Origin of the sequence: Streptomyces sp. Ru71 (assembly GCF_002920535.1) — a bacterium.
Classification (GTDB): Bacteria; Actinomycetota; Actinomycetes; order Streptomycetales; family Streptomycetaceae; genus Streptomyces.
Window position 1 is genome coordinate 91,109 of sequence record NZ_PQSS01000008.1, and the last position, 23,428, is coordinate 114,536.

Annotated in this window: 23 protein-coding genes; 16 read left to right on the plus strand and 7 right to left on the minus strand. The window is 72.5% G+C overall.

Features of this window, described 5'->3' with window-relative positions; translation table 11 throughout:
• Window positions 1-42 precede the first annotated feature (42 nt).
• The 6 genes from ribH (at window position 43) to C3489_RS07520 (ending at window position 4,863) form a co-directional block, all read left to right on the plus strand.
• A complete protein-coding gene (gene ribH, locus C3489_RS07495; RefSeq protein WP_103780971.1) occupies window positions 43-528 on the plus strand; it encodes a 6,7-dimethyl-8-ribityllumazine synthase in 486 nt (161 codons plus the stop codon).
• A 34-nt stretch (window positions 529-562) separates the two neighbouring features.
• A complete protein-coding gene (locus C3489_RS07500; protein WP_031486114.1) occupies window positions 563-835 on the plus strand; it encodes a phosphoribosyl-ATP diphosphatase in 273 nt (90 codons plus the stop codon).
• Between the two features lie 51 nt (window positions 836-886).
• Entirely contained in the window at window positions 887-1,735 is an 849-nt protein-coding gene (hisG, locus tag C3489_RS07505; protein ID WP_103780972.1) for an ATP phosphoribosyltransferase, read from the plus strand.
• A 33-nt stretch (window positions 1,736-1,768) separates the two neighbouring features.
• Window positions 1,769-2,257 carry a PH domain-containing protein gene (locus C3489_RS07510; protein ID WP_103780973.1) on the plus strand — a complete coding sequence of 163 codons (489 nt, stop codon included), beginning with the start codon at window positions 1,769-1,771 and terminating at the stop codon, window positions 2,255-2,257.
• A gap of 225 nt (window positions 2,258-2,482) precedes the next feature.
• Window positions 2,483-3,817 (plus strand): hemolysin family protein, encoded by a 1,335-nt coding sequence (locus tag C3489_RS07515; RefSeq protein ID WP_103780974.1) that lies wholly within the window; start codon window positions 2,483-2,485, stop codon window positions 3,815-3,817.
• On the plus strand, window positions 3,814-4,863 hold the full coding sequence (locus C3489_RS07520) for a hemolysin family protein (RefSeq protein WP_103780975.1): 1,050 nt from the start codon (window positions 3,814-3,816) through the stop codon (window positions 4,861-4,863). The genes C3489_RS07515 and C3489_RS07520 overlap by 4 nt, the downstream gene beginning before the upstream one ends.
• 426 nt (window positions 4,864-5,289) lie before the next feature.
• On the opposite strand, the gene C3489_RS07525 is transcribed toward C3489_RS07520, so the two are convergent.
• Window positions 5,290-7,149 carry an AAA family ATPase gene (locus C3489_RS07525; protein ID WP_103780976.1) on the minus strand — a complete coding sequence of 620 codons (1,860 nt, stop codon included), beginning with the start codon at window positions 7,147-7,149 and terminating at the stop codon, window positions 5,290-5,292.
• A gap of 405 nt (window positions 7,150-7,554) precedes the next feature.
• Window positions 7,555-8,184 carry a uridine kinase gene (locus C3489_RS07530; RefSeq protein ID WP_103780977.1) on the minus strand — a complete coding sequence of 210 codons (630 nt, stop codon included), beginning with the start codon at window positions 8,182-8,184 and terminating at the stop codon, window positions 7,555-7,557.
• A gap of 201 nt (window positions 8,185-8,385) precedes the next feature.
• Between C3489_RS07530 and C3489_RS07535 the strand changes: the two genes are divergently transcribed.
• The 6 genes from C3489_RS07535 to C3489_RS07565 all read left to right on the plus strand — a co-directional run bounded on the left by C3489_RS07535 (window position 8,386) and on the right by C3489_RS07565 (window position 14,979).
• The gene (locus tag C3489_RS07535; RefSeq protein ID WP_103780978.1) at window positions 8,386-9,744 is read left to right on the plus strand and encodes a peptidase C39 family protein; all 1,359 of its coding nucleotides are present in this window, start codon (window positions 8,386-8,388) and stop codon (window positions 9,742-9,744) included.
• 132 nt (window positions 9,745-9,876) lie between these two features.
• Window positions 9,877-10,017, plus strand: coding sequence for an SCO1431 family membrane protein (locus tag C3489_RS07540; RefSeq protein ID WP_103780979.1), 141 nt, complete (start codon window positions 9,877-9,879; stop codon window positions 10,015-10,017).
• Window positions 10,018-10,217: 200 nt separating this feature from the next.
• Window positions 10,218-10,880, plus strand: coding sequence for a TetR/AcrR family transcriptional regulator (locus C3489_RS07545; protein WP_103780980.1), 663 nt, complete (start codon window positions 10,218-10,220; stop codon window positions 10,878-10,880).
• Between the two features lie 227 nt (window positions 10,881-11,107).
• Window positions 11,108-12,280, plus strand: coding sequence for an acyl-CoA dehydrogenase family protein (locus tag C3489_RS07550; RefSeq protein ID WP_103780981.1), 1,173 nt, complete (start codon window positions 11,108-11,110; stop codon window positions 12,278-12,280).
• A 495-nt stretch (window positions 12,281-12,775) separates the two neighbouring features.
• On the plus strand, window positions 12,776-13,891 hold the full coding sequence (locus C3489_RS07560) for a hypothetical protein (protein ID WP_103780983.1): 1,116 nt from the start codon (window positions 12,776-12,778) through the stop codon (window positions 13,889-13,891).
• On the plus strand, window positions 13,888-14,979 hold the full coding sequence (locus C3489_RS07565; RefSeq protein ID WP_103780984.1) for a phosphotransferase family protein: 1,092 nt from the start codon (window positions 13,888-13,890) through the stop codon (window positions 14,977-14,979). Before C3489_RS07560 ends, C3489_RS07565 begins: the two co-directional genes overlap by 4 nt.
• 1 nt (window position 14,980) lies before the next feature.
• Here the strand turns inward: C3489_RS07565 and C3489_RS07570 are convergent, their stop codons facing one another.
• Entirely contained in the window at window positions 14,981-15,424 is a 444-nt protein-coding gene (locus C3489_RS07570; protein WP_103780985.1) for a hypothetical protein, read from the minus strand.
• 267 nt (window positions 15,425-15,691) lie between these two features.
• On the opposite strand from C3489_RS07570, the gene C3489_RS07575 reads away from it, so the two are divergent.
• The 4 genes from C3489_RS07575 (at window position 15,692) to fxsA (ending at window position 19,755) form a co-directional block, all read left to right on the plus strand.
• Window positions 15,692-16,132 carry an Lrp/AsnC family transcriptional regulator gene (locus C3489_RS07575; protein ID WP_006136660.1) on the plus strand — a complete coding sequence of 147 codons (441 nt, stop codon included), beginning with the start codon at window positions 15,692-15,694 and terminating at the stop codon, window positions 16,130-16,132.
• A 48-nt stretch (window positions 16,133-16,180) separates the two neighbouring features.
• Complete coding sequence (locus tag C3489_RS07580; RefSeq protein WP_103780986.1) at window positions 16,181-17,782, plus strand: amidohydrolase; 1,602 nt, start codon at window positions 16,181-16,183, stop codon at window positions 17,780-17,782.
• A 547-nt stretch (window positions 17,783-18,329) separates the two neighbouring features.
• Entirely contained in the window at window positions 18,330-19,148 is an 819-nt protein-coding gene (locus C3489_RS07585; protein WP_103780987.1) for a polyprenol monophosphomannose synthase, read from the plus strand.
• Window positions 19,149-19,194: 46 nt separating this feature from the next.
• Entirely contained in the window at window positions 19,195-19,755 is a 561-nt protein-coding gene (fxsA, locus tag C3489_RS07590; RefSeq protein WP_103780988.1) for an FxsA family membrane protein, read from the plus strand.
• 155 nt (window positions 19,756-19,910) lie between these two features.
• Here the strand turns inward: fxsA and C3489_RS07595 are convergent, their stop codons facing one another.
• The 4 genes from C3489_RS07595 to C3489_RS07610 form a co-directional block, all read right to left on the minus strand.
• Window positions 19,911-20,285, minus strand: a complete 375-nt coding sequence (locus C3489_RS07595) for an RNA polymerase-binding protein RbpA (RefSeq protein ID WP_010357981.1) — start codon at window positions 20,283-20,285, stop codon at window positions 19,911-19,913.
• A gap of 278 nt (window positions 20,286-20,563) precedes the next feature.
• Window positions 20,564-21,910 (minus strand): MFS transporter, encoded by a 1,347-nt coding sequence (locus C3489_RS07600; RefSeq protein WP_103780989.1) that lies wholly within the window; start codon window positions 21,908-21,910, stop codon window positions 20,564-20,566.
• A gap of 58 nt (window positions 21,911-21,968) precedes the next feature.
• Entirely contained in the window at window positions 21,969-22,736 is a 768-nt protein-coding gene (locus C3489_RS07605) for a glycerophosphodiester phosphodiesterase (protein ID WP_103780990.1), read from the minus strand.
• Complete coding sequence (locus C3489_RS07610; protein ID WP_103780991.1) at window positions 22,733-23,386, minus strand: YitT family protein; 654 nt, start codon at window positions 23,384-23,386, stop codon at window positions 22,733-22,735. Before C3489_RS07610 ends, C3489_RS07605 begins: the two co-directional genes overlap by 4 nt.
• Window positions 23,387-23,428 lie beyond the last annotated feature (42 nt).

Here is a 23,428-nt window from a genome sequence, read left to right on the forward strand (position 1 = left end):
AGCAACACAGAGCACCAGCAACACAGAGCACCGAGGAGACACGTGAGCGGCAAGGGCGCACCGGAGCTGACCGTACGCAATGTGGGTGACCTGCGGGTCGCCGTCATCGCGGCGCAGTGGCACGAGAAGGTGATGGACGGTCTGGTGGACGGCGCCCTGCGTGCCCTGCACGAGGTGGGTATCGACGAGCCGACCCTGCTCAGGGTCCCCGGCAGCTGGGAGCTGCCGGTGGCGGCCAAGGCGATGGCCGAGCGCGGCTACGACGCGGTCGTCGCCCTCGGCGTCGTCATCCGCGGCGGCACCCCGCACTTCGACTACGTGTGCCAGGGCGTCACCCAGGGCCTGACCCAGGTCTCGGTCACCACCGGCGTGCCCGTCGGCTTCGGCGTGCTCACGTGCGACAACGACGAGCAGGCCCTGGACCGGGCCGGCCTGGAGGGCTCCAGCGAGGACAAGGGGCACGAGGCGGTGACGGCGGCGCTGGCGACCGCGGCCACCCTGCGTTCAGTATCCGAACCCTGGCACTAGGGAGTCGGCGGAACAGCGTAGGGTGAGGACCACCATGTCCAAGAAGACGTTCGAGGAGCTCTTCACCGAGCTTCAGCACAAGGCCGCCAACGGCGATCCCGCCACCTCCCGCACCGCCGAACTGGTGGGCAAGGGCGTCCATGCCATCGGCAAGAAGGTCGTCGAGGAGGCCGCCGAGGTCTGGATGGCCGCCGAGTACGAGGGCAAGGAGGCGGCTGCCGAGGAGATCTCCCAGCTGCTGTACCACGTCCAGGTGATGATGGTCGCCCGCGGCATCTCCCTCGACGACGTCTACGCCCACCTGTAAGCCGAACAGCTCCGCACACCACCACCCCTTCACGCAAAGGAAGCCGACCTCATGCTGCGCATCGCCGTCCCCAACAAGGGTTCACTCTCCGGCCCTGCGGCGGACATGCTGCATGAGGCCGGCTACCAGCAGCGCCGCGAGTCCAAAGAGCTGCGGATCGTGGACCCGGAGAACGACGTCGAGTTCTTCTACCTGCGGCCCCGCGACATCGCGATCTACGTCTCCTCCGGTCAGCTCGACATCGGCATCACCGGCCGCGACCTGCTGATCGACTCCGCCGCCGAGGCCGAGGAGATCCTCCCGCTCGGCTTCGCCCGCTCCACCTTCCGCTACGCCAGCAAGCCGGGCACCGTCACGGACCTGGACGGCCTCAAGGGCAAGACGGTCGCCACCTCCTACGAGGGCATCGTCGCCAAGCACCTCGCCGACAACGGCATCGACGCCTCCGTCGTCCACCTCGACGGCGCCGTCGAGACCGCCATCGAGCTGGGCGTCGCCGAGGTCATCGCCGACGTCGTCGAGACCGGCACCTCGCTGCGCAACGCGGGCCTGGAGGTCTTCGGCGAGCCGATCATGAAGTCCGAGGCCGTCGTCATCCGCCGCACCGGCGCCGACGTCGAGGAGCCCAAGGTGCAGCAGTTCCTGCGCCGGCTGCAGGGCGTCCTGGTGGCCCGGACCTACGTGATGATGGACTACGACATCCGCGCCGAGCACCTGGAGGCGGCCGTGGCGATCACGCCCGGCCTGGAGGGCCCGACCGTCTCCCCGCTGCACAACGAGGGCTGGGTCGCCGTCCGCGCCATGGTGCCGACCAAGGAGGCCCAGCGGATCATGGACGACCTGTACGCCATCGGAGCGCGGGCCATCCTGACCACGGCCATCCACGCCTGCCGCCTCTGAGCCGACGCGTCGCCTCTGTGGGATCTTCCTGAGATGTCCGATCTGCCTACGCTTCCCGTCACCTTCCGGCCCGCCCGCACCCGGGTGGTCCTGCTCTCCGCCGGGGTCGTGATCTTCGTCGTGATCTCGGCGGTCGCGCTGCTGCTGGAGCAGCTCAGCCCGGGGGAGAAGCTCAGCTTCGTCTTCACCGGGGCGCTGCTCTTCGGCGTGCTCGTCTGGCTGTCCCGGCCCAAGGTCGTCGCCGACGACTCCGGGGTCACCGTCGTCAACTTCGCCAGCACCCGCCGGCTGGAGTGGGCGGAGATCCTCAAGGTGAACCTGCGGGCCGGCGACCCCTGGGTGTTCCTCAACCTCAGCGACGGCACCAGCCTGCCCGCGCTGGGCATCCAGCCCGGCATCAACAAGCAGCGCGCCATCGCCGACGCGAACACCCTGCGGGCGCTGGTCGAGGCCCGCTCGATCGCCGACCCCGACGGCCCCGGCCGGCCCGCTCCGGGCGAATCCGGGGAACGTCAGGGCTGAAGTCGGGGGCGTCCACCCTGCCGTACCGCCCGCAGTCTTGATTAATCTGGGGGGCGGAGGCGTTTTCGCTGCGCCCCCGCCCCTGTGCGCCGCCCGGCGCCCGGGGCACCTGCTACCCGAGGAGTGACCCTCTCCGGCGATGGACGGATCGTCCTGTAGTACCTGCGCCGCCCCCAGCCGACATACCGCGGCCCCGTGCCGCGGCCACTCGGAGGCGGCGGCATCATGACCATCCCCTTGCTGCTCCTGGCAGCCGCGTTCCTGCTGATCCTCGCCAACGGATTCTTCGTGGCCGCCGAGTTCGGCCTGGTCACCGTGGAGCGCCCGGAGGCGGAGAAGGCCGCGGCCGAGGGCGACAAGCGCGCCCGCACGGTCGTCGCGTCCCTGAAGGAACTGTCCTTCCAGCTGTCCGGCACCCAGCTCGGCATCACCATCACCTCCCTCGTCGTCGGCATGCTCGCCGAACCGGCGCTGGCCGAGCTGCTGCGCGGCCCCTTCACCGCGATCGGCATTCCCGAGGGCGCGGTCTCCGGGGTCGCCGTCGTGGTGGGCATGCTGCTCGCCTCCGCCGTCCAGATGGTGATCGGCGAGCTGGTCCCGAAGAACTGGGCCGTCTCGCGCCCGCTGCAGGTCGCGCGGTTCGTCGCCGGCCCGCAGCATGTGTTCTCCCGCCTCTTCCGGCCGGTGATCGCCGCGCTGAACGCCGTCGCCAACCGGCTCGTGCGGGCGCTCGGCGTGGAGCCGGCCGAGGAGCTGGCCTCCGCCCGGACCCCCGGTGAGCTGGTCTCGCTGGCCCGACACTCCGCGCAGGCCGGGGCGCTGGAGCAGGACACCGCCGATCTGTTCGTGCGGACCCTGTCGCTCGGTGAGCTGACCGCACAGCACGTGATGACACCGCGGGTGAAGGTGAGCGCGCTGCAGGCGTCGGCGACCGCGGAGGACGTGGTGAACCTGACCCGGGCGACCGGTCTGTCGCGGTTCCCCGTCTACCGGGAGAAGATCGACGAGATCGTCGGCATGGCGCATCTGAAGGACGCGCTGGCCGTGCCGGTGCACGAGCGGCTGCGGACGCCGGTCAGCCGGATCGCCCGGCCCGCGCTGCTGGTGCCGGAGACGCTGCCGGTGCAGCCGCTGCTGACCCGGCTGCGCAGCGAGCAGCCGATCGCCGTGGTCGTCGACGAGTACGGCGGCACGGCCGGGGTGGTCACCCTGGAGGACATCGTCGAGGAGCTGGTCGGCGAGGTGCGCGACGAGCACGACGTGCACGATCTGCCGGAGCTGGCGCCCGCGCCGGCGGAGGACGGCAGGCCCGCGTGGGACGTGGACGGCAGCTGCCGGGTCGACGTGCTGCGGCGGGTCGGCTTCGAGGCGCCCGAGGGTCCGTACGAGACCGTCGCCGGGCTGGTGGCCGATCTGCTCGGGCGGATTCCGGCGCCGGGTGACCGCGCCGAGCTGCCCGGGTGGCGGCTGTCGGTGCGGCAGGTGGGGCACTACCGGGCCGAGCGGGTACGGCTGGTGCGTACGGCGCCGGTGGTCAATGTGATGGAGGCCGCGCGATGAGCGTTCTCCAGTTGGTCTTCGCGGCGGTCCTCGTGCTCGCCAACGGGTTCTTCGTGGGCGCGGAGTTCGCGCTGGTCTCCGTACGGCGCAGTCAGATCGAGCCGCTCGGGACGGCCCGGGCGCGGCAGGTGCTGTACGGGCTGGAGCATCTGCCGCAGATGATGGCTGCGGCGCAGTTCGGGATCACGGTGTGCTCGCTGACGCTGGGTGCGGTGGCCGAGCCGACGGTCGCGCATCTGCTGGAGCCGGTGTTCTCGTGGCTGCGGCTGCCGGAGAGCATGGTGCATCCGCTGGGGTACGTCATCGCCCTGGCGGCGGTGGTCTTCTTCCACCTGGTGATCGGGGAGATGGTCCCGAAGAACCTGGCGATGGCGGCGCCGGAGAAGGCCGCGCTGTGGCTGAGTCCGGGGCTGGTCGCGTTCGCGCGGGTGTGCAAGCCGATCACGGTGGCGCTGGGGGCCTGTGCGAAGGGCATCCTGCGGTTGTTCCGGGTGGAGCCGAAGGACGAGGTCGAGGCGGTGTTCACCAGCGAGCAGCTGAACCGGCTGGTCGAGGACTCCGGGCAGGCGGGGCTGCTGGACCCGGAGGAGCAGGAGCGGCTGGAGGACGCGCTGGAGCTGGGGTCGCGGCCGGTGACGGACGTGCTGCTGAAGCGGGAGTCCCTGGTGACGGTGCCGCCGTCGGTGACGCCGGGGCAGATCGTCGAGCTGACGGCTCGGACGGGGTACTCGCGGTTCCCGGTCGCGGCGGAGAGCGGGTCCGCGTTCATGGGGTACGTCCATGTCAAGGACGTCCTCGATCTTGAGGACTCCGAGCGGGCGGTGCCGCAGCAGGTGTGGCGGCCTATGACGACGCTGCGTTCGGAGCTGCCGCTGGATGATGCGCTGACGGTGATGCGGCGGGCGGCCACGCATCTGGCGCAGGTGGCGGATGCGTCGGGGAAGGTGCTGGGGCTGGTGGCGCTGGAGGATGTGCTGGAGCTGCTGGTGGGGGAGGTGCGGGATCCGGCGCACCGGGCTTCGCCGGAGCAGGTGCTGGCGTCGTAGGTGGTTTGTTCGTCCGCGGGTGCCTGCGGCGCGGGGGTCGTGTCTCGTCTGCGGGCTCGTTGTGGCTGGTCGCGCAGTTCCCCGCGCCCCTTTCATGCCTGCGGCGGCCCGTCGCGGTCGCGTCGTGGCGTGCGTAGCGCCTCCGGCCGGTTTGTGGGTCGGGGCCGGGGTGGGGGGTATCCGTCCTCGGTCCGGCCCGCTGTCTCCGACGCGGTGAGGGTCGGCGGTGCCGGCCGCTGCGGGCGGACACCCCCACCCCGGCCCCTTCCCGCCGTCGGCGGCTGTCCCATTCCGTAGCTGCGGGCAGTCGTGCCTCCCCCAGTGCCTTAAGGGCCTGGGAGGTGCCCCCAGGGCGGCACGGGTGGGGGCAGCGGCACCTTGCCAGCGCCGGCGAGCGTGACCACCCCCGGCTCGCCGCAGCGCCGGTCACAGGGAAGATGGGTCCTGGGGGCCTCGGCCTGAGAGGACCTCGCCGTAGGCCTGCATGAGGTCGGGGAGGCGGAGGGTCGCCAGGTCGTCGCGGGACAGGGGGCCGGGGTACGTCGACAGCCGTAGGTCGCGGTACGCGCAGCTCTTCTCGTACAGGGTGCGCAGGAACCGGCCGTTGCCCAGTTCGTCGATCCACCCCTGGTCGACCACGTGCCCGGCGATCGAGCGCAGCTCGTCGAGGGCCTCGTCGTCCCAGAGGTCACCGTTGTCCGCGGCGAGGACCTTGCCGATCTCGGTGAGTTCGAGCGGGCGGTAGGAGGGGAAGTCGACCCGGGTCGTGAAGCGGGAGGACAGGCCGGGGTTCGCGGCGAGGAGGCGGTCCATGCCCTCCGGGTAACCCGCGAGGATGACGACGAGGTGGTCCCGGTTGTCCTCGGCCCGCTTCAGCAGCACCTGGAGCGCTTCGTCACCGTAGGCGTCGCCCTTGCCGTAGCCGGAGTTGGAGAGGGAGTAGGCCTCGTCGACGAAGAGGACCCCGCCGAGGGCCGAGTCGATCAGTTCGTTGGCCTTGACGGCCGTCTGGCCGAGGTATTCGCCCACCAGGTCCGCCCGCTGGGCCTCCACCAGGTGGTCGCCGCCGAGCAGGCCGAGGGCGTAGAACACGCGGCCGAGGATACGGGCGACGGTGGTCTTGCCGGTGCCCGAGGGGCCGGAGAAGACGAAGTGCCGCTTGGGCGGCTGGACCGGCAGACCCTGGCCGGCGCGCAGCCGGGCCATGTTCAACTGCGCGGAGAGGGCTTTGACTTGGCGTTTCACGGGCTCCAGGCCCACCATGCGCTCCAGTTCGGCGAGCGCCTCTTCGAGTAACCCGGGGTCGGTGGGGCCGGCCGGCAGCTGGGACAGCGGGGCGCCCGTCTTCTCGCGTACCGACGGGTTGGTGGCGAGCGGCGGCGTCGGCGGCGGGTTCGGGTCGGTGAGTTTCAGGTCGCGGCCCTCGGTGCCGAAGAGCGGGTCCAGGCCATCGGGGCCGTCGACGCCGTCCTGGCCGGTGCCGGTGAGGGTGACCGCGGCCAGGTCGGTGGTGACGTCGTAGCCGTCGCCCTCGGCGATCGCCGCGAGCCGGGCCGAGGTGTCCATGAACGCCGGGTCGACGCGGTGCACGGCTCGGTAGAGCGGAAGTGCGGCCGCCGAGCGGCCGGTGCCCTCGTGGGCCCGGGCCAGCCAGTACCGCAGCTCCTTGCGCTGGGGCTGTTCGCTGCGGCAGCGCATCAGGGCCGTCGACAGCAGGGGTTCGGCCTGGCCGTACATTTCCAGGCGGACTCTGGCCATGCCGCCGAACAGGCCGGCCTCGATGCCGAGGAGGGGGTCGTCCAGCAGGGGGTCGGTGTGGCGGACCAGTTGGTCCCAGTCCTTGACCAGGTAGGCGCGGCAGGCGTGCAGGAAGCGGACCTGCGGGTCGGCGTCCACGGGCGGCAGGTCCGCCAGCGCGCGGTCCAGTTCGGGGACGTGGCGGCCGTCCAGCCAGTGCGAGGCGTGCGCCAGGAGCAGGTCGCGGGGCGTCTCCAGGACCGGCTGCACCCACCAGCCCAGCCAGTACCAGGAGTTGATGGTGCGGCGGTGCCGGGCGCGCTGTTCGCCGAAGCGGTCCCGGTGCCGGTACATGCGCAGCAGGGCGGTGGTGGTGTCCACGCGCAGCGCGTGCAGGCCGAGCCAGCCGTCGGCCATGCCGGGATCGATCCGCACCGCGGTGCGGAACTCCTCCTCCGCCTGCGGGTAGGCGCCCATGGTGTAGGCGTCCACGCCTCGCAGCCAGGCGAGGTCGGCCGGGGGCTCGGGGCCCTGCGTGCCGAAGTCCATCACGTCCCCCACAAACCGTGCCCCCGCCGGATGCCTTGGTTGGAACCGCTGTGCCGCGGACCGGAGTTGCAGGTGCGCGAAGCAGCGTCCGCCGGTCGCACCGAGGGCATCGTACCCGTGGGTCAGTGGTCGGCCGAAGGGTGTGGCACCGGCCGTTTGGCGAGGTGGGGCAGACGGGGGGCGCATCGGGGGCGGTCACCGAGGGTGAGCTGATCACGTCGCACAGCGGCCGCGCGAGGCCGTCAGGACAGAACGAAGCCCCCGGTCACGGGGGAACAACCGGGGGCTTCGCGTGGAAGGGGCGGCTTCGATTGCCGCACATTGAGAACGTAAGTCCTGTACGGCCCGCCGGTCAAGCGGAGTTGAGACAGTCGGGCAAGTTCCCGCGCAAGGGTCTTCACAGGTTCACCACATTGCGGGTGGGTCGTCACTGTGGGTGATGTCGTGGTGTTCGGCGGCGGCCGCCGCTGGTCCCGGGAGCATCTGATATCCCTCCCTCAACTGCCGTACCAGAAGATGCGCGTACGGGCGGGAGGGGTCGCCGGCGAAGTGCCTTTCCTCCGCCTTGACCCATCCTTTCCAGAAGTCGCGCTGTTCGGCTCCGTCCCGCTCACGACCGCGCGCCCAGGCCTCCTCGCGCGGCACGTCCAGCCACAGCAGGCGGGCCAGGTGCGGGCGCAGGGCGCGGCGGCCCGCGCCGACCCCCTCCACGAGCACGACCGGCGCCGGCGGGAGGGGGCGCGGCGTGCCGAAGCGGCGGGTGTGCCAGTCGTAGGGCGCGTAGTGCGCCGTCTCGCCCCGGGTGAACGGTTCGATCACCTGGCTGTGGAGGCGGTCCGTCCAGCCGAACAGCTCGTCATGGCTCGCTATGTCGTCCAGGTGCAGGACCGGGGCGTCGTCGAGGGCCCGCGCCAGGCGGCCCGCGAACGTCGACTTCCCGGACCCGGCGTGTCCGTCGACGCCGACCAGGCGGACCGGGCCGCAGGACGGGGGCAGCCGCCGTAGGCGGGCGGCGAGCGCGGTCAGGTCGTGCATCGGGGTCCCGGGTGGCTGGGGGCGGTGGGCCGGGGAGAGTGTACGGGGGCTGCCGCCCAGGTCATGCCAGGGGTGTGGACCAATATTGGTGCCGCGGCATGCCCGCCGGGTGCTGGCAGGAGCCGCCCGCTGCGGTCATAGTGGGCCCACTGTCGCACGGACCCGCCTGCCCCGACTCGCATCCCTGGGGGTCTCCTGCCCATGAGCAGAGCCGAACAGCCGTCCCGCAGAACCCTCCTGGCCGCCGCCGTCACCGCCGCCGTCGCCGGGGGCGCCGGCCCGGTCCTCTCCGCCGGTGGCGCGTTCGCCGCCCCGGCCCCGGCCCCGGCCCGGCCCATCGACCACCGGTCCTGGACCACGTACACCGACTGGCGCGGCGGTGCCGCCCAGGGCACCCGGGCCGTCGCCGGCCTCCGGCCCGGTCTCGTCATCGACGCCCCGGCCGGCACCACCGACTACACCGACCCGCACACCGGCACCACCGCCCGCTGGGAGTACGCCACCTGGACCTCCCCGGTGCACCGGCTGTCCGTGCCGGCCACCGAGGTCATCGCCTCCTGGAACGCCCGCACCCCCGCCGGCACCTGGCTCCAGACCGAACTGCGGGGCACCTACTCCGACGGCACCGACACACCCTGGTACGTCATGGGCCGCTGGGCGGCCGGCGACCAGGACATCAAGCGCACCTCCGTCGACGGGCAGACGGACGGCAGGAGCACCATCTGGACCGACACGTTCTCGATCGACACGCCCGCCTCCGGTCTGCGCCTGGTCTCCTACCGGCTCCGGCTGACCCTGTACCGCCGTCCCGGACTGACGGCCACGCCCAAGGTGTGGCGGATCGGGGCCATGGGCTCCGACATCCCCGACCGGTTCACGGTGCCCGCCTCCACTCCGGGCCTCGCCCGCGAGCTGACCGTCCCGCGGTACTCGCAGGAGATCCACAAGGGGCAGTACCCGGAGTACGACAACGGGGGCGAGGCCTGGTGCAGCCCCACCTCCTCGCAGATGATCATCGAGTACTGGGGCGGCCGGCTCACCCCGGAGCAGCTGGCCTGGGTCGACCCCTCGTACGCCGACCCGCAGGTGTGCCACGCGGCCCGGTACACCTACGACCACCAGTACGGCGGCTGCGGCAACTGGCCCTTCAACGCCGCCTACGCGGCCACCTTCCCGGACCTGCAGGGCGTGGTCACCCGGCTCGCCTCGCTCACCGAACTGGAGACGCTGATCGCGGCCGGTATCCCGGCCATAACGTCCCAGTCCTTCCTCAAGACCGAGCTGACCGGCGCCGGTTACGGCACCTCCGGGCATCTGATGACCGTGATCGGCTTCACCGCCGACGGAGATGTGATCGCCAACGACCCGGCCTCGCCGAGCGACGCGGCGGTGCGGCGGGTCTACCTGCGGCGGGAGTGGGAGAACATCTGGCTGCGGACCAAGCGGTACAACGCCTCCGGCAAGGTCGTCTCGGGTACGGGCGGCGTCTGCTACCTGTACTTCCCGGCCCGTCCGACCCCCCGGCAGCGGGCGGCGCTCGCGGCGGTGGGCGTGAGCTGAGCGGGTTCCCGACGGCCCCCGGAGCGCCCGGGGGCCGTCGCGCTGTGACCAACCTCTCCGCCTCGGCAGGGCCCGGCGGTGGCATGGTGGTCGGCGGGGACCGCACTGCACGTACGACCACAGCGAGACGCCATGACCGCACACACGGCCACCGCCCACCGCACCCGCACCGGCGGCCCCGGCGAAGACGGCCCGACAATCCTGGAGCACGCGCTGGGCTGGGTGCTCGTCGCCGTCCTCGCGATGCTCGTCACCCAGCTCGGACTGCTGTGATCTGAGGGTTCTCCCGCCGGCGCGCGTCGCCGCGACCCCAGGGCCTCCTTGCAGGGCGCGGGGCCCCGGCCCAGGGCCTCCTCGCACCGCGCGGGCCCACGAGCCTGGGCTTTCTCGCAGCGCGGACTGCCGTGATCCGGGGCACACCCGACCTGCCATACTGCGGCATGCCCGCCGCCCGCAGGAACCCGGGATCGACCTTGAGCCTCAGCCCTCAGCCCGCTGCCGTCACCGGTCGAAGACCCCGCGGCACGGACCGTTCACTGGCACGGCGTGCCGAACTGATCGCCATCGGACGCCGGCTGTTCGCCGACATCCCCTACGACGCCCTGTCGATGGACGACATCGCCCGCCAGGCGCATGTCGCCAAGGGGCTGATCTACTACTACTTCCAGTCCAAGCGCGGCTACTACCTGGCCATCGTCGAGGACTCCGTCGCCGACCTCGTCGCCTTCGCCGCGAGCGGCACTCGGCTGCCCGCCGTGGACCGGGTGCACCGCACCATCGACGGCTATCTGCGCTACGCCGAGCAGAACCAGGCCGCCTACCGCACCATCGTCAGCGGTGGCGTCGGCTTCGACACCGAGGTGCACGCGATCCGTGACTCGGTGCGCGAGGCGATCATCGCCACCATCGCCGAGGGCGCCTACGGCCGCACCGACATCTCCCCGGCGGCCCGGATGGGCCTGCTGACCTGGGTGTGCGGAGTCGAGGGCGCCACCCTCGACTGGATCGACCGGCCCCAGCTGTCCCGCGACACCATGCGCGAGCTCCTGGTGAAGACGCTCGGCGGAGCCCTGCGCGCGATCGAGGAGATAGACCCGGCCCACCCGGCCCCCGAGCCCGCCCGCCGGGACGGCTGAATGGACCGGACCAATTTCAGGGTCGTGGATTTTTCTTGAAGTAAGCGGTCGTTAACTGGTGACGCCGCCCTCCCGATCGGGCATACTCACAGCGCACAGCCGCTGGTCAGCAGCGCTCCGAGACCCGGAAACGCCCGCCTTCGACCGGCATCCGGAAGACCCCGGCGGAGCCGCCCCACCCAAGGCGCACATCCGCCGATGTGCCCGACAGGGAGGAGAGCGTCGCCATGCCCGACCGCGCCCCGCAGCCGGTGGACCGTCTACTGCCCACCGAGGAGGCCCGGGATCTGATCTCGCTCGTGCGTGACATAGCGCAGCGCGAGATCGCCCCGAAGGCGGCCGAGGAGGAGGACGCCGGGCGCTTCCCGCGCGAGGTCTTCTCCCTGCTCTCCGAGTCCGGACTGCTCGGTCTGCCCTACGACTCCGAGTACGGCGGCGGCGACCAGCCCTACGAGGTCTACCTCCAGGTCCTGGAGGAGCTGGCCGCGGCCCGCCTCACCGTCGGCCTCGGCGTCAGCGTGCACACCCTGGCCTCCTACGCGCTGGCCACCCACGGCACCAAGCAGCAGCAGGTCGAGCACCTGCCCGCGATGCTCGGCGGCGGGCTGCTCGGCGCCTACTGCCTGTCCGAGCCGGCCTCCGGTTCGGACGCGGCCTCGCTGCGCACCAGGGCGGTGCGGGACGGCGACGGCTGGGTGATCGACGGCACCAAGGCCTGGATCACGCACGGCGGGATCGCCGACTTCTACACAGTCATGGCCCGCACCGGCGAGGAGGGCCCGCGCGGGATCACGGCCTTCCTGGTGCCGGGCGACGCCGAGGGGCTGAGCGCGGCGGCGCCCGAGAAGAAGATGGGCATGAAGGGCTCGCCCACCGCCCAGGTGCACCTCGACGGCGTCCGGGTCGGCGACGACCGGCGTCTCGGCGAGGAGGGCCAGGGCTTCGCCATCGCCCTGTCGGCGCTGGACTCCGGGCGCCTGGGCATCGCGGCCTGCGCCATCGGGCTCGCCCAGGCGGCGCTGGACGAGGCCGTGACGTACGCGACCGAGCGCCGGCAGTTCGGCAAGCCGATCGCCGACTTCCAGGGGCTGCGCTTCATGCTCGCCGACATGGCGACCCAGATCGAGGCGGGCCGGGCGCTGTACCTGGCGGCGGCCCGGCTGAAGGACGCCGGCCGGCCGTTCGCCAAGCAGGCGGCCATGGCCAAGCTGCACTGCACGGACACGGCGATGAAGGTCACCACCGACGCCGTGCAGATACTCGGCGGCTACGGCTACACCGCCGACTTCCCGGCCGAGCGGTTCATGCGCGAGGCCAAGGTGCTGCAGATCGTCGAGGGCACCAACCAGATCCAGCGGATGGTCATCGCCCGTCATCTCGCGGGCCCCGAGACCCGCTGAGCCCTGATTCGCCCGGGCCCCAGGAGCCGCCTGTCTCACCCGGGCCCCGGGACCCGCTCGGCCCCTGCTCGCCCGGTCCGCGCAACCCGCCGAACTGGCCCGGCCGCACCAGCGGGGCCGCCAGCCTGACCCACTCCGGGTCGTGGCGGCCCGGCAGGGTGCGGCCGCCCTCCGCCCACACCCGCAGCACCGCGCGGTAGATGGGCGGGTCGGGCTGCTGCGGCGGCGGCAGCGGAAGCGATTCTGCGGGCGGCGGCGGTACGAAGCGGTCGTGCTGACGCCCGATCGTCGCGGAGGAGGGAGTCATACCCGGGCCAACGCCGCGACGGTCCGCCAGGTCACCGGCCCGCGGAATCGGGCGTGCGTTCAGGCCGTGCGCCTGCGGCCCCCGGCCGGCTGTGGTGGGCTCTCCGGTACCGCGGGGTGCCGTCGCCCGTCTGGACCCCCCGGCCGTATCTGACGTACCGTCAAATCCCTTGTCCTGGGAGGTGCGTCATGCCCGACGACCGTCCGGTGCCGCTCGACGAGTACCCGGTGCACCAGGTGCCGCTGTCGATGCGGCACGTCGCGACCGGCGACCGCAACGCCTACGACCGCTGCATCTTCCACGTCCTCGACCACGAGGGCCGCGCCCTGCTGATCGCCGGGCTCGGCGTCTACCCCAACCTGGGCGTGATCGACGCCTACGCCACGCTGCGCACCGGCGACGTGCTGCACGCCGTGCGGGCCAGTGACGCTCTCGGCGAGGACCGCATGCGGCTCGCCGTCGGCCCCCTGCGCATCGAGGTCGCCGAACCCCTCCGGCGGTTCCGCCTGACCTGCGCTCACCCGTCACTGTCGTACGACCTGACCTGGACCGGTGACTTCCCCGCGCTGTGGGAGCCGCGGCACGAGCAGCGCCGGGGCGGACGGCTCATCCTCGAAGGGCGCCGGTTCGTCCAGGCCGGCGGGGTGGAGGGCGTGATCCGGGCGGCAGGGGAGGAGTTCCGGGTCACGGCGGGGGAGTGGACCGGCACGCGGGACCGCAGCTGGGGGGTGCGGCCGGTGCCCGGCGAGGACGGCGGGCGCCTCGCGCAGGACCACCCCACCGAGGGGTTCCACTGGATCTGGAGCCCGGCCCGCTTCGACGACCGCTTCCTGATGGTCATCACCCAGGAGGACGCCGACGGATACCGCTCCCTCAACGACGCCACCCTGGTCCGCCCCGGCCGGCGCGACCGCCAACTCGGCTGGCCCCAGGCCGAGATCACCTACCGGCCCGGCACCCGCGACCCCGACCGGGCCGTTCTCCACCTGGGCGACCCGCGCAAACCGCTGGAGTGCGAGGTGGAGATCCTCACCTCCTCGCCGCTCGCGCTCGGCGCCGGCTACCCGCCCGCCGACGACTGGCAGCACGGCACCTGGCGCGGCCCTGGCTGGAGCGACGCCCGCACCTACGACCTCACCCGCCCGCACCCCCTGGCCGCCTACGGCGTCACCGACCACGCCGCCCGCTTCCGGTTTGAGGGGCGCATCGGGTACGGCATCTTCGAGCACGGCTGCTTCGGCCGGCACGACCCGAGCGGGTTCACCGGCTTCGACTCCGTCGCCGCACAGGGGGGCCGGCCATGAGCACGGCACCCCGGCCCCGCACCACCACCCGCGACCCGCAGGCGATCGCCCGGCGGCTGTCCGCCTGGCTCGCCACCCGGCTGCCCGGCGCACGGGCGGTCGACGTCACCCTGCCCGCCGCCAACGGCATGTCCAGCGAGACCCTGCTCTTCGAGATCGAACACCCCGAACCCCCGTGCCGCACCTGCGTGGTGCGGCTGGCGGCGGACCCGGCGGCCTACACCGTCTTCCCGGAGTACGACATGGCCCGCCAGTTCCGCACATTGCGCGTGGTGGCCGACCACACGGACGTGCCCGTGCCCCGGGTGCTGTGGCTGGAGGAGGACCCCGAACCGCTCGGGGCGCCGTTCTTCGTCATGGAGCGCGTCGCGGGCCGGGTCCCGCCCGACGTCATGCCGTACACCTACCCCGGCAACTGGCTGCACGCCGCGACGGACGCCGAACGCGAGCGGCTGGAGGCCGCGACCGTCGGCGTCCTGGCCCGGCTGCACGACCAAGTCCCCGTGACTCAGGCCGAGTTCCTCGCACCGCCCGGCGACGGGGACATGCTGGACCGCCATGTCGACGCCCAACGCGCCTACTACGACTGGGTGGTGGACGGCCTGCCCCGCTCACCCCTCATCGAGGACGCCTTCGCCCGGCTCGCCGAGCTGTGGCCGAAGGAGCCCGGCACGCCCGTGCTCACCTGGGGCGACGCCCGCATCGGCAACATCGTCTACGACGGGTTCGAGCCCGCCGCCGTACTCGACTGGGAGATGGCGGCCCTCGCCCCGCGCGAGGTCGACCTGGGCTGGACCATCTACCTGCACCGCTTCTTCCAGGACCTGACCGTCGCCTCCGGGCAGGTGGGACTGCCGGAGTTCCTGCGGCGCGACCGGGTGGTGGCGCGCTATGCCGGCCTCACCGGCCACACGCCACGGGACCTGGAGTTCCACACCCTCTACGCGGCCCTGCGGCACGCGATCGTGATGCTGCGCATCGCGTACCGGCAGATCCACTTCGGTGAGCGGTCCCTGCCCCCGGATCCGGACACACTGATCCTGCACCACGGCAGTCTCAGGGCCATGGTGCAGGGCAGTTACCGCTGATTCAGGCGGCCTGGGGGCGGCGCATCGCCGGCACCCGCATCGGGCGCGAGCCCGGGCCGCCGACGTGCGAGAACGGCTGCGTCCGCCAGTCGAGTCCCTGAGGGAGCGTCAACAGCAGGGCGGTGTCCTGCTCCTGGGGCGCGAACGTCTCGTCCGCGGGCCGGGCGTCCGAGGCCCGGCGACCCGTACCGGCACACACCGTGAGCCCGAACGGGTTCCACGGCGAGGCGCACAGCGCGTGCTCCGGCAGGACCTCCTCGTCCGCCAGCAGGGCGATGGGCTGCGCGCAGTCCGGGCAGATCACCCGGTACATCTCGAAGGTGTCGTAGGCGTCGAACTCCTCGCCGTCGTCGTAGGCGTCGGGTTCGACGCCCTCCGGCTCGGGCTCGACGACCGGCTGCTGCCGCTTGGGCATGGAGCGACCTGGGCGCTTAAGACTCTGCATGGGATTCTCCCCCTCGGGCTGGGCCGTGAAGGCGCTGCGGCCTCGACCACAGCAAGCACTTCCCGCCCGCTCTCGCGGGTAATCACGAGGACATCACGGAGACCGTTCGAAACGTGTGGTGTTCGTCACATGCCGTACGCAGGTGCCCGCCGGGGGCCGCGGTTGGCCCGGATGGCCCAGCCGCGGCCGGCGGGGAGGTCACGAACCGGGCATGACCTGGGCCGGGAGGTATCCGAGGAGATCACCCGCCCTGTAGGTTTCTGCGCCATGGAGGAGCTGGACCGTCAGATCGTGCAGCTGCTCGTCAAGGACGGGCGGATGAGCTACACCGACCTGGGCAAGGCCACGGGCCTGTCCACGTCGGCCGTGCACCAGCGGGTGCGCCGGCTGGAGCAGCGTGGCGTCATCCGCGGCTACGCGGCCGTCGTCGACCCCGAGGCGGTGGGGCTGCCGATGACCGCGTTCATCTCGGTCAAGCCCTTCGACCCCAGCGCGCCCGACGACATCGCGGACCGGCTGGCCGGCGTGCCCGAGATCGAGGCCTGCCACAGCGTCGCCGGCGACGAGAACTACATCCTCAAGGTGCGCGTGGCCACGCCGCACGAACTGGAGGAGCTGCTCGCCCGGGTCCGGTCGCTGGCCGGCGTGTCCACCCGGACCACGGTGGTGCTGTCCACGCCGTACGAGGCACGGCCGCCGCGCATCTGACCCCACCTGGGTGCGAAGCGGCCCGGGCCAGGCGCGAGACTGTTCCCCATGAGTGAGCGCACCCCCGACCCGAAGACCGTCCTGCTCCGCCGCGGCGAGGTCCACAGCCCCGCCGACCCCTTCGCCACCGCCATGGTCGTCGAACGCGGCCAGGTCGCCTGGGTCGGCTCCGAGGGCGCGGCCGACGCCTTCGCGGACGGCGTCGACGAGGTGATAGACCTCGACGGCGCGCTGGTCACCCCCGCGTTCACCGACGCGCATGTGCACACCACGGCCACCGGTCTCGCGCTCACCGGCCTCGACCTGTCCGACGCGCCCTCGCTGGCGGCCGCCCTGACCGCCGTACGGGAGTTCGCCGCGGCCCGCCCGCACGACCGGGTGCTGCTCGGGCACGGCTGGGACGCCGCCCGCTGGACCGACGGCCGCCCGCCCACGCGCGCGGAGCTGGACGAGGCGACCGGCGGGCGCCCGCTGTACCTGTCCCGGATCGACGTCCACTCGGCGGTCGTCACCACCGCCCTGCTGGAGCTGACCCCCCGCCTCGGCGTCGTGGACGGGCCGCTGACCGCCGACGCCCACCACGCCGTACGCGCCACCGCCTTCGGCGCGATCACGCCCGGGCAGCGCACCGAGGCCCAGCGCGCGGCCCTCGCCCACGCCGCCTCCCTCGGCATCGGCTCCGTCCACGAGTGCGGCGGCCCGGAGATCTCCTCCGAGGACGACTTCACGGGCCTGCTGCGGCTCGCCGCCGAGGAGCCGGGCCCGCGGGTCGTCGGCTACTGGGCGGAGGCGGACGTCGTCAAGGCGCGGGAACTGGGCGCGATCGGCGCCGCCGGGGACCTCTTCGTCGACGGGGCGCTCGGCTCGCACACCGCGTGCCTGCACGAGCCGTACGCCGACGCCGCCCACACCGGCACCGCCTACCTCGACGCCGACGCGGTCGCCGCCCATGTCGTCGCCTGCACCGAGGCGGGCCTCCAGGCGGGCTTCCACGCCATCGGGGACGCCGCCGTGGCCGCCGTGGTCGAGGGCGTGCGCGCCGCCGCGGAGAAGGTCGGCCTGGCCCGTGTGCGCGCCGCGCGCCACCGCGTGGAGCACGCCGAGATGCTCACCCCGGAGAGCATCGCCGCCTTCGCCGAGCTGGGCCTGACCGCCTCCGTGCAGCCGGCCTTCGACGCGCTGTGGGGCGGCGAGGACGGCATGTACGCCGAGCGGCTGGGCGCTGAGCGGGCGCGGACGCTGAACCCCTTCGCCGCCCTGCTGCGCGCCGGCGTGCCGCTGGCGTTCGGCTCCGACAGCCCGGTCACCCCGCTCGACCCGTGGGGCACGGTCCGCGCCGCCGCCTTCCATCGCACCCCGGAGCACCGCGTCTCCGTCCGCGCCGCCTTCACCGCCCACACCCGCGGCGGCTGGCGTGCCGTCGGACGCGACGACGCGGGCGTGCTGGTGCCGGGAGCGCCCGCGGACTACGCCGTGTGGCGCACCGGCGCCCTCGTCGTTCAGGCCCCCGACGACCGCGTCGCCCGCTGGTCCACCGACCCGCGCTCCGGCACCCCGGGTCTGCCCGACCTCACACCGGGCCGCGACCTGCCGGTCTGCCTGCGCACGGTGGTTGGCGGCCGCACGGTGTACCTGCGGCCGGACGCGTAGGGCCGGGCGAGTGATCCGGGGCGGCCGGCCGGCGGACCGGGGTCCTCGACCGGCCGCCCCGGACCCTGGGCTGACCTGCGCGTTGAGGCCGTCGCCGCAGGTCGAACGGCTGTTGACAGGCGGCGCACCGGGGCCGGTAGGTTCGGCGGAGTCCACCACCGGACGCCCGGAGCGGGGAACGTTCAGGCACTCGACGCAGCGCCGCTGGGTCAGGGACGGAGCACCGGATCGGGGCACCGCCACTGGGAGCCAGGCTCAGCGCGGCGCCGACGAGGGAACGTTCAGGCGCCCCGGGGAGGTGTGACCCGGGTGGGGCCCGGGTGCTCAGTAGACAACGGCTCTCGGTCGATCCGCAGCCGGCGGATCCCAGGCCGGCCCGAAGGGCACCGGGCCCCCATCCGCCGCACACGCGCGTGCGGACGAGCCGAAAACCATATCTCCTACCCCGTGTTTCCCTTTTGGACACCACCTTACGTACGTCCTGTCACGTCATCGCAGGCCGCGGCCACTATGGTGGTCCTCTGCGTACGGACATGAAGGGGCAGCAGTGAACGACGGCGACGGGACTTTCGAGGCCAAGGCCCAGGGGAGGAAGTTCGGTCCGCTCGGCACGGCCTTGGTGATCATTCCGACCTACAACGAGGCGGAGAACATCAAGAGCATCGTCGGCCGGGTGCGGCAGGCGGTTCCCGAGGCGCACGTTCTCGTGGCCGACGACAACAGCCCGGACGGCACCGGCAAGCTCGCGGACGAGCTGGCCGCCGGGGACGACCACGTGCACGTGCTGCACCGCAAGGGCAAGGAGGGCCTCGGAGCCGCCTACCTGGCGGGCTTCCGCTGGGGCCTGGAGCACGGCTACGGCGTGCTCGTCGAGATGGACGCCGACGGCTCCCACCAGCCCGAGGAGCTGCCCCGCCTGCTCACCGCGCTCAAGAGCGCCGACCTGGTCCTCGGCTCGCGCTGGGTGCCGGGCGGCCGCGTGGTGAACTGGCCGAAGTCCCGCGAGTTCATCTCCCGCGGCGGCAGCCTGTACTCCCGGCTCGCGCTGGACCTGCCGCTGAGGGACATCACCGGCGGCTACCGCGCCTTCCGCCGCGAGACGCTGGAGGGCCTGGGCCTGGACGAGGTCGCCTCCCAGGGCTACTGCTTCCAGGTCGACCTGGCACGCCGCGCGATCAAGGCCGGCTACCACGTCGTCGAGGTCCCCATCACCTTCGTCGAGCGGGAGCTCGGCGACTCCAAGATGAGCCGCGACATCCTCGTCGAGGCGCTGTGGCGGGTCACCGCCTGGGGCGTGGGGGAGCGCGTGGGGAAGCTGACGGGGAAGGCCAAGCCGGGCAAGCCGCAGGCGGACGGCAAGCGCTGATCAGCCGCTTATCCGGAGCTGAGCCGGGGCCAGGCACACTGGAGACATGACGACTGGCGCTCCGACCTCTTCCTCCTCCTCCGCCCGGCCGCGCCGCTCCCGGCTGCGCACCTTCCTGCCGCTCGGGATCGCCGCCTGGCTGGTGCTGGAGATCTGGCTGCTGTCCGTCGTGGCCGGGGCGTCCAGCGGGTTCGTGGTCTTCCTGCTGCTGCTCGCCGGGTTCCTCGGCGGCGCGGCGGTGGTGAAGCGGGCGGGGCGGCGGGCCTTTGAGAACCTCAACGAGGCCGTCCAGCGGGGCGGCTCCCCGGCGCGGGGCGGCGGCAACGGCTTCCTGATGCTGGCGGGCCTGCTGCTGATGATCCCGGGCCTGGTCTCGGACGCGGTGGGCCTGCTCCTGCTCCTCCCGCCGGTCCAGAAGGCCGTCGGCCGCTACGCGGAGCGCACGATGGACCGCACCCTGCGCGCCGCCGGCGCGGGCGGCCTGGGCGACGCCTTCCAGCAGGCACGCATCCACCGCCCCGACGGCAAGATCGTCCAGGGCGAGGTCATCCACCCCGACGAGCGGGACGACACCCCGAGCGGCCCGCGCCCCCCGCTGACGCGCTGAGCGGAGGGCGCCGCGGACCTGAGCGGAGCCCGGCGCGGAGCCGAGCCAGGCCGTCGCGCTGAGCGCCGACAAAAGACCGCGGGCGCCGTACGTGCAGTACGTACGGCGCCCGCGGTCAGTAACGCGCGCTGTGTTCCGGCCGAGCCCCGCAGGGACTACGCGGACTTGCGGCTGTCCCGGGGATGAACCGCGAGGTTCATCGCACCGGACCGCAGAACGGCGAGCCGCTCCTCAAGGACCTCTTCGAGTTCCTCACGGGTCCGCCGCTCCATCAGCATGTCCCAATGCGTACGCGCGGGCTTGGCCTTCTTCTCCTCAGGGCCGTCGCCATCCACGAGGAGTGCCTGGGCTCCGCAGACCTTGCACTCCCACTCCGGCGGGATCTCCGCCTCGACCGAGAAGGGCATCTCGAATCGATGGCCCTTCTCGCATGCGTACTCCACGGCCTGGCGCGGGGCCAGGTCGATGCCGCGGTCCGTCTCGTAGCTGGTCACCACGAGGCGCGTGCCGCGAAGAGCTCGCTCACTCATGAATCGTGCCTCCCGGGCTTGTCGCCCACAGGACAGGTGTCGCTGTCGTCGTCATCCGGTCAACGTCCGGTCGGCGGTAAAGATTCCCGTTCCGATGTCCCGTTCCGGGTCATGCGTCGCCGTCGTGCCGCAGCCTTGTCAACCAGTGCAGTACCCACCGACGCCCGGTTTGTCACGTCTGATCGGAGATGTCACCTAGCGCCTCGTCGCCTTTGACGCGCAGTAACGGTACGCCTGGCAGGCCAAACGCGTACACTACCGCCCTTTCATCCCGAGTGCTAAATCCTCTCGGGAACCGGGTTGCCCGCGTCGCCGATCGCCCGCCGCACCGGCACCCGGGCGAGGAGCACGAAGCCGATCGCGAAGAACGCCACCAGCGAGATGATCGCGTCCCGGTAGCTGCCGGTGACCTGGTAGGTGAGGCCGAACAGCAGCGGGCCCAGCCAGCTCATCCCGCGGTCGCTCAGCTCGTACGCCGAGAAGTACTCGGCCTCCTTGCCCGGCGGCACGAGGTGGGAGAACAGGGAGCGGGACAGCGCCTGGCTGCCGCCGAGGACCAGACCGATCCCGGCCGCCAGCACGAAGAACCACACCGGCGCCCCGGCCGGCAGGAAGTACCCGGCGCCGAGGGTGAGCGTCCAGGCGATCAGCGAGCCGAGGATCGTCCGCTTCGCCCCGTACGTCCGGGCCAGCCGGCCCATCGCCAGGGCGCCGGCCACCGCCAGCCCCTGCACCAGCAGGACCGCCCCGATAAGAGTGGACTGACCGAGACCCAGTTCCTCCGACCCGTACACCGAGGCCTGCGAGATCACCGTCTGGATGCCGTCGTTGTAGACGAGGTACGCCAGCAGGAAGGCCAGGGTCAGCGGATGGCGGCGCATGTCGCGGACCGTCGCCGCGAGCTGCCGCATCCCCGGCAGGGCCGCCTCGCGCCGCACGGAACGGCGTTCGCGCAGCCGGTTGAGCGGGACCAGCGTGAACGCGCCCCACCACAGCCCGGCCGAGGCCAGGCAGATCCGCACGGCCGTGGCCTCGGAGACGCCGAAGCTGTCGTGGGCCAGATAGAGGACCAGGTCGGCGATCAGCACCAACGAGCCGGCCGCGTAGCCGAAGGCCCAGCCGCGCGAGGAGACCGCGTCGCGTTCCTCGGGCGGCGCGATCTGCGGCAGATAGGAGTTGTAGAGCATCATCGCCACCGACTGGGCGGCGTTCGCGACCACCAGCAGCACCCCGCCGAGCAGATAGCGCTCACCCGAGAGGAAGAACATCCCGGTCGTCGCCGCGGCCCCCACGTACGCGGCGGCCGCCAGCAGCGGCTTCTTGCGGCCGGTGCGGTCGGCGGCGGCGCCCACCACAGGCATCACCAGCACCGCCACGATCACCGACAGCGACACCGCGTAGGCGAAGAAGGAGCCGGCCCGGACCGGGACGCCCAGGGGATGGACGTAGCCGTCGGCGTCCGCGGCCGCCTTGGCGACGGAGGTCAGATAGGGGCCCAGGAACACGGTGAGCACGCTCGTCGAATAGACCGAGCAGGCCCAGTCGTAGAAGTACCAGCCGCGCTGCTCGCGCCTGCGGCCCGCGGCGTCGTCCGCCTCCGCCGTGCGCACGGTGTCGATGTCCACCCGTGCCCTCGCTTCCCCGCTGAAGGTGCCGCGCGGGCCCGGTGGGACGCCGGGCCGGTCAGACCCAGACGCCGCGCTCCTCCATGACCTTGCGCAGTGTGTCGATGTGATCGGTCATGATGCCATCGACCCCGAGGTCCAGGAGCCGGTGCATGCGCTCGGGTTCGTTGACCGTCCACACGTGCACCTGCAGCCCGTGCGCGTGGGCGAAGCGTACGAAGCGCCGGTCCACCACCTGGATCCCGGACTGCACCTCCGGCACCTGCGCGGCGACCGCCGAGCGGCGCAGCGCGGCCGGCACGCCCCAGGAGCGCAGCCGCAGGTTGAGCACGCCCCGGGTGCCGTAGGAGGTGGCGAGCTTCGGGCCGGCCAGCCGCTGGGCGCGCATCACGCGCGCCTCCGAGAACGAGCCCAGGCAGATGCGGTCCCAGGCGTTCGCCCGGGCGATCAGGTTCAGGAACGGGTGCAGGGCCGACTCGGCCTTCACGTCGACGTTCCAGCGCACCTCGGGGAAGGTCTCCAGCAGCTCGTCGAAGAGCGGCACCGGCTCCTTGCCCGCCACCCGCGCCTCGCGCACCTGCGTCCACGGCAGGTCCGCGATCCGGCCCGCGCCGTCCGTCACCCGGTCCAGCGTGGCGTCGTGGAACGCGACGAGCCGGCCGTCCTTCGTGGCGTGCACATCGGTCTCGATGTACCGGTAGCCGGCCTCGACCGCCCGCCGGAACTGCGCCATGGTGTTCTCCAGGCCGTCGGCGGCGCCGCCGCGGTGCGCGAAGGCGAGCGGACCCGGGTGGTCGAGGTACGGGTGGCGTATGAGGGTCGTCACCGTCGCAGTATCGCCCGTGCGGGTGACCCCGTGGCAACGACCGTGCTGCCCTCGGATGCCTGCGGGACGGCGAACACCCGCAGGAAGAGCTGGGCGAGCGGGCCGATGGACACCGCGTACAGCAGGGTGCCGATGCCGACGGTGCCGCCCAGGGCGAACCCGGTGGCCACCACCGTCACCTCCACCACGGTGCGCATCAGCCGGATCGAGCGGCCCGTGCGCCGGTGCAGGCCGGTCATCAGCCCGTCGCGCGGGCCCGGGCCGAACCGGGCGGAGATGTACAGGCCGGTCGCGACGCCGTTCAGCACGATGCCGCCGAGCAGCAGCGGCACGCGCACGGTCAGGGCATGTGCGTCCGGGACCGCGGCGAGGGTGCCGTCCATGGCGACGCCGACGACGAAGACGTTGGAGACCGTGCCCAGGCCCGGCCGCTGGCGCAGCGGGATCCACAGCAGCAGCACCGCCGCGCCCACGACGATCGACACCACGCCGATGGTCAGACCGGTCAGTTCGGCCAGGCCCTCGTGCAGGACGTTCCACGGTTCCATGCCGAGCCCGGCGCGGACGAGGAGCGCGGAGCTGACGCCGTAGAGGGTGAGACCGACGTAGAGCTGGATCAGCCGCCGGGTCAGCCGGCGTGGTGTGGACACGGGTGTCCCCCCTGGGTGGTGTGAGTGGCCTGACGCATGACA

Bases quoted from the DNA above. Each gene is read 5' to 3' on its own strand.
- C3489_RS07595 (WP_010357981.1), bottom strand. From the start codon at position 20,285: ATGAGTGAGCGAGCTCTTCGCGGCACGCGCCTCGTGGTGACCAGCTAC.
- C3489_RS07540 (WP_103780979.1), top strand. From the start codon at position 9,877: ATGACCGCACACACGGCCACCGCCCACCGCACCCGCACCGGCGGCCCC.
- hisG (WP_103780972.1), top strand. From the start codon at position 887: ATGCTGCGCATCGCCGTCCCCAACAAGGGTTCACTCTCCGGCCCTGCG.
- C3489_RS07500 (WP_031486114.1), top strand. From the start codon at position 563: ATGTCCAAGAAGACGTTCGAGGAGCTCTTCACCGAGCTTCAGCACAAG.
- C3489_RS07565 (WP_103780984.1), top strand. From the start codon at position 13,888: ATGAGCACGGCACCCCGGCCCCGCACCACCACCCGCGACCCGCAGGCG.
- C3489_RS07550 (WP_103780981.1), top strand. From the start codon at position 11,108: ATGCCCGACCGCGCCCCGCAGCCGGTGGACCGTCTACTGCCCACCGAG.
- C3489_RS07560 (WP_103780983.1), top strand. From the start codon at position 12,776: ATGCCCGACGACCGTCCGGTGCCGCTCGACGAGTACCCGGTGCACCAG.
- C3489_RS07530 (WP_103780977.1), bottom strand. From the start codon at position 8,184: ATGCACGACCTGACCGCGCTCGCCGCCCGCCTACGGCGGCTGCCCCCG.
- C3489_RS07525 (WP_103780976.1), bottom strand. From the start codon at position 7,149: ATGGACTTCGGCACGCAGGGCCCCGAGCCCCCGGCCGACCTCGCCTGG.
- C3489_RS07580 (WP_103780986.1), top strand. From the start codon at position 16,181: ATGAGTGAGCGCACCCCCGACCCGAAGACCGTCCTGCTCCGCCGCGGC.
- C3489_RS07535 (WP_103780978.1), top strand. From the start codon at position 8,386: ATGAGCAGAGCCGAACAGCCGTCCCGCAGAACCCTCCTGGCCGCCGCC.
- fxsA (WP_103780988.1), top strand. From the start codon at position 19,195: ATGACGACTGGCGCTCCGACCTCTTCCTCCTCCTCCGCCCGGCCGCGC.
- C3489_RS07575 (WP_006136660.1), top strand. From the start codon at position 15,692: ATGGAGGAGCTGGACCGTCAGATCGTGCAGCTGCTCGTCAAGGACGGG.
- C3489_RS07520 (WP_103780975.1), top strand. From the start codon at position 3,814: ATGAGCGTTCTCCAGTTGGTCTTCGCGGCGGTCCTCGTGCTCGCCAAC.
- C3489_RS07510 (WP_103780973.1), top strand. From the start codon at position 1,769: ATGTCCGATCTGCCTACGCTTCCCGTCACCTTCCGGCCCGCCCGCACC.
- C3489_RS07570 (WP_103780985.1), bottom strand. From the start codon at position 15,424: ATGCAGAGTCTTAAGCGCCCAGGTCGCTCCATGCCCAAGCGGCAGCAG.
- C3489_RS07515 (WP_103780974.1), top strand. From the start codon at position 2,483: ATGACCATCCCCTTGCTGCTCCTGGCAGCCGCGTTCCTGCTGATCCTC.